Below are 4,052 nucleotides of genomic sequence, written 5' to 3' on the forward strand. Positions count from 1 at the left end.
CGGCCCCAGGAACCAGCTGGTCGTCGCGCGCCGCTGGTGCATCCGTCCGGTCTCGGCGACGGCGAACACGCCGGTGCACGCCGCGGCGATCTGGGTGGTCGCGTCGTCGAGGCGCGCGAGTGAGGCGATGACCGAACGAGCATCTCGGCTCTGGAGGGCGTCGTTGGTAGCGGCGGCCGTGAGGGTTCCGAGCGCAGGGACGACGACCACGTCGAACTCTGCGGACTCCGACAGCGGGTGGTCCACTGACAGGGTCATCGATGCTGTCGTCGTCACGCGCCGTTTCGGTCCGAGGATGGCGAGTTCGATCGGGCCGATCCGCGGATCGACATCGCCGCGGGCTCCGTCGGCCACCCGCAAGATGTCGATGACCGACGCGACCGCCGAACCGAAGCAGCCGTCGATCGCGATCAGCCCGATACGCATGGCGCGAACCATAGCAATATTGCCGTATACGCCACTTCTCACATGCCCTTGCTCGTCATACGCTGAACTCGCTTCACCAAGACGCCTCGACACCTAGGCGAACCCCTCATGTCCACACCCGCATCACTTCCGTACGCCTTCGTCGCCAAGATCGTCGCGGCCGATGGCCAGCACGACGCGCTCGCCGATCTGCTCGCCGGCGCTGTCGCACTCGCCAACGAAGAAGTGGGAACGATTGTCTGGTTCGCGGCTAGAACCCACGCCGACACCTTTTGGATCTTCGATGCATTCCCCGACGAGGCCGCTCGCGACGCCCACGCCAACGGCGCCATCGTCGCAGCCCTGATGGCCAACCAGCACCTCCTCGGCGCAGCACCCGAGATCCTGGCGGCCGACGTCCTCGCGTCCAAGCTCCCGTAGTCCGCCAACGCACGAGATCATCGCGCCCGCCCGAGCCGTCGCCAGGTCGCGACGCAACGCCACGCTGCGTTGCCGAGCGGTGTGAGGCCTATCGGCACACGGACAGGATGCCGGCCGCGAGCGCTCAGCCGGCGAGGGGTCCGTCGCAGAGGAGAGCGACGTCGGTGTCGGGCAGAGCCGTGAGGCCAGCGCATCGCGCGACCACCAGAACCGAACCGCCCCTGCCCTGCGTTTGCGCAGGTCAGGGGCTGTTCGCCGGAGCCGCCTGTCGGAATCGAACCGACGACCTAATCACGTCGGCTTTGCGTCTATCGCTTGATGCGCCCACTGGGCGAACGAGCCGCTGACCTGCGCAAACGCCGAGCGTGGGGGACGCCGCCATCCGGTGGTGACCGACGACGACCGACCAGTACCGACCGTTTCACCGGAGCTTGCGGCGGCGTCGAAGCCGAGCAAGCTCCATTCCTTTAGCTCACCGCGTCCTCCTCCTCGCCGGTCCCGTCGTCGTCGAAGACGTTTCAGGGGTCTTCTCAGATGACGGTGTAGGTCGGCCGGGCGCGTCGGTCCGCAGATAGACGTCGAGGTCTCCCGACGACGGAGGTTCCTACGCCATCCATCCGAAAGACCTCGACGTGTCCGACGCTACCCCGCCGGCCGGCTTCGGCCGCCCTGACCTGACCGCCTTCGCTCGACCCGACGGCCTCGGTCTGAGCGTGACCGGACAACGACTTGAACCGGATCGTGCGGTCCTCGCGTGCCGCGTGGTGGAACCAGATCAGTGGTGCCGACGGTGCGGCAGCGAAGGCGCTGCTCGTGACACCGTGATCGGGCGGTTGGTCCACGAGCCGCTGGGCTGGCGACCGACCGTGCTGGAAGTTGTAGTGCGCCGCTACCGCTGTGCCGACTGCGGACACGTGTGGCGCCAAGACACCAGCGCCGCGGCGGAGCCACGCGCGAAGCTCTCGCGCACCGGGCTGCGGTGGGCGCTGGAAGGGATCGTGGTCGCACACCTCACCGTCGCCCGTGTCGCCGAGGGACTCGGGGTCGCGTGGGACACCGCCAACAACGCGGTCCTGGCTGAAGGCAAGCGGCTGCTGATCAACGACCCCACGCGGTTTGAGGGCGTGAAGGTCATGGGCGTCGATGAGCACGTCTGGCGCCACACCAGGCGTGGCGACAATTACGTCACCGTGATCATCGACCTCACCCCGGTCCGCGATGGCGCCGGCCCAGCAAGGCTGCTGGACATGGTCGAGGGCCGGTCGAAGGCGGCGTTCAAGACCTGGCTCGCCGACCGCGACGACGCCTTCCGTGACGCGGTCGAGGTGGTCGCGATGGACGGCTTCACCGGGTTCAAGACCGCCGCTGCAGAGGAGATCCCGGACGCGGTCACGGTGATGGATCCCTTCCACGTCGTGCGCCTGGCCGGTGACGCCCTCGACAGGTGCCGGCGCCGGGTCCAACTCGCGATCCACGGGCACCGTGGGTCCAGGGACGACCCGCCCTACAAGTCGCGGCGCACGCTGCACACCGGCGCGGACCTGCTAACCGACAAGCAGAGCGACAGGCTACGCGCGCTGTTCGTTGATGACGCTCACGTCGAGGTCGAGGCGACCTGGGGTGTCTACCAGCGCATGATCGCCGCCTATCGCCACGAGGACCGGCAACGTGGCCGCGAGCTCATGAAGAAGCTGATCACCGACCTCAGCGCCGGCGTCCCCAAGGTGCTCACCGAGCTCACCACCCTGGGCCGGACCCTAAAGAAGCGAGCCGCTGACGTGCTCGCCTACTTCGAACGACCCGGCACCAGCAACGGGCCGACCGAGGCGCTCAACGGACGGCTCGAACACCTGCGCGGCTCCGCACTCGGGTTCCGCAACCTGACCAACTACATCGCCCGAAGCCTGCTCGAGACCGGCGGCTTCAGACCCCAACTCCTACACCCCCGATTGGGATGAGCCTGTTTGATCCATACCTCAACCTACGCTTGCCCTTGCCAGTCGGCTGCCGCGCACAGAAGGACCCGTGGATGCTACGTCGAATGGATCGGGAGCCTATTACTGTGGTTCACCCAGGCGAGCCCCCTGCTCGAGCTCGGCGGCGAGACCTTCACCTGTCGCAGCCCGGGCAAGAGCGCGACCCAGCGCAGGTGCCTGCTTGAACAGATTGTGACCGGCCACAAAAATGACAGGGCCTGCCTCCCACACGGCCACGCCGTCCTCGCTCCATGGGAGGTCGGTCACCCAGCAGTGAAGAAAGTCGCGCGGCTCTGGGTGGAGACCGGGCAGCGCCCGTGTCACGTATTCGCGCGCGCGTTCGTCCAGCGATCGAATCGCCGCAGGGTCGATGAACGTTCCGTCGTCGCGGACGCCGACGGTCTCGCTGAGTCCGACCGAATAGCTGCTGTTGCCCGGTAGCGGCGTCGCGTACACGCCGACTTCACCGAAGACGCCGCTGCTGTCCTGCAGGCACGCGACTCGTGCCGGGGCGGCGGCTTTCACGTCGAAGGTCAGCCGGACGTGTGCGGCAAGGCGAACCGGCAGCGACAGGCCGACGCTGCGGGCCAGGCGGGCGGTTTCGCGGCCGGCGCACACGACCACCTTGGAGTAGACAGCCCGGTCGGTGACGCTGCGCACCTCGACCGTCCCATCGGCGCGGGGATCGATGGAGATGACCTCTGCGGTGGTGACGGCATCTGCGAGGGCACCCGCGAGTGCCGTGATCGCGGTGCGAGTGCGGATCGCGCCTCCCGACTCGTCGAGCACCGCTGGCCCCGAGTACCCAGCGAGCAGCGGCATCCGTTGGGCGAGCTCGGCTGCATCGATCTCACGCGCTGCCACGCCGCCGACCTGGTGGAGCACCCGCAGCCGCGCCAGGGCGCTGTCGCCGATCGCCACGACACCGTCTGATGAGACCAGCTCGACGTCGAAGTGTTCGGCCCACTCATCCCATACGCCGCGGCTTTCGCGCGCGAAAGCGACGAGTCGCGGGTCGTCGTGGGCATGCCGGAAGATCCGCGACTCGCCCGAGGACTGACCCGACCCGGGCACACCGGCCTCGTACAACCGGTCAAGTCCGCTGGGGTGGTGTACGAGGTTGATCCCTCGGTTGGGGGTGTCAGTCAGGCTGTGAGGGCCTGGAGGTCGGGTTCGGTGGTCACCTCCTCGACGATGGTGTCGACGGCTTGGGCGCGGGCCAGCACGTCG

At 67.9% G+C, this 4,052-nt stretch carries 3 protein-coding genes and 1 pseudogene; 2 read left to right on the plus strand and 2 right to left on the minus strand.

The genetic code is table 11. From position 1 onward, the window contains the following. A pseudogene (locus Q1V71_RS01370) lies at positions 1 to 426 on the minus strand (AraC family transcriptional regulator); the annotation flags it as partial. Positions 427 to 534: 108 nt separating this feature from the next. On the opposite strand from Q1V71_RS01370, the gene Q1V71_RS01375 reads away from it, so the two are divergent. Together Q1V71_RS01375 and Q1V71_RS01380 are read left to right on the plus strand one after the other, a co-directional pair. After that, positions 535 to 846 carry a putative quinol monooxygenase gene (locus Q1V71_RS01375; protein WP_006247389.1) on the plus strand — a complete coding sequence of 104 codons (312 nt, stop codon included), beginning with the start codon at positions 535 to 537 and terminating at the stop codon, positions 844 to 846. Positions 847 to 1,478: 632 nt separating this feature from the next. Then, complete coding sequence (locus tag Q1V71_RS01380; protein ID WP_300639687.1) at positions 1,479 to 2,804, plus strand: ISL3 family transposase; 1,326 nt, start codon at positions 1,479 to 1,481, stop codon at positions 2,802 to 2,804. 99 nt (positions 2,805 to 2,903) lie between these two features. Here the strand turns inward: Q1V71_RS01380 and Q1V71_RS01385 are convergent, their stop codons facing one another. After that, on the minus strand, positions 2,904 to 3,896 hold the full coding sequence (locus tag Q1V71_RS01385) for an NAD(P)/FAD-dependent oxidoreductase (protein ID WP_367280113.1): 993 nt from the start codon (positions 3,894 to 3,896) through the stop codon (positions 2,904 to 2,906). Between the last annotated feature and the right edge of the window lie 156 nt (positions 3,897 to 4,052).

Source organism: Nocardioides sp. (assembly GCF_030149505.1).
Classification (GTDB): domain Bacteria; phylum Actinomycetota; class Actinomycetes; order Propionibacteriales; family Nocardioidaceae; genus Nocardioides.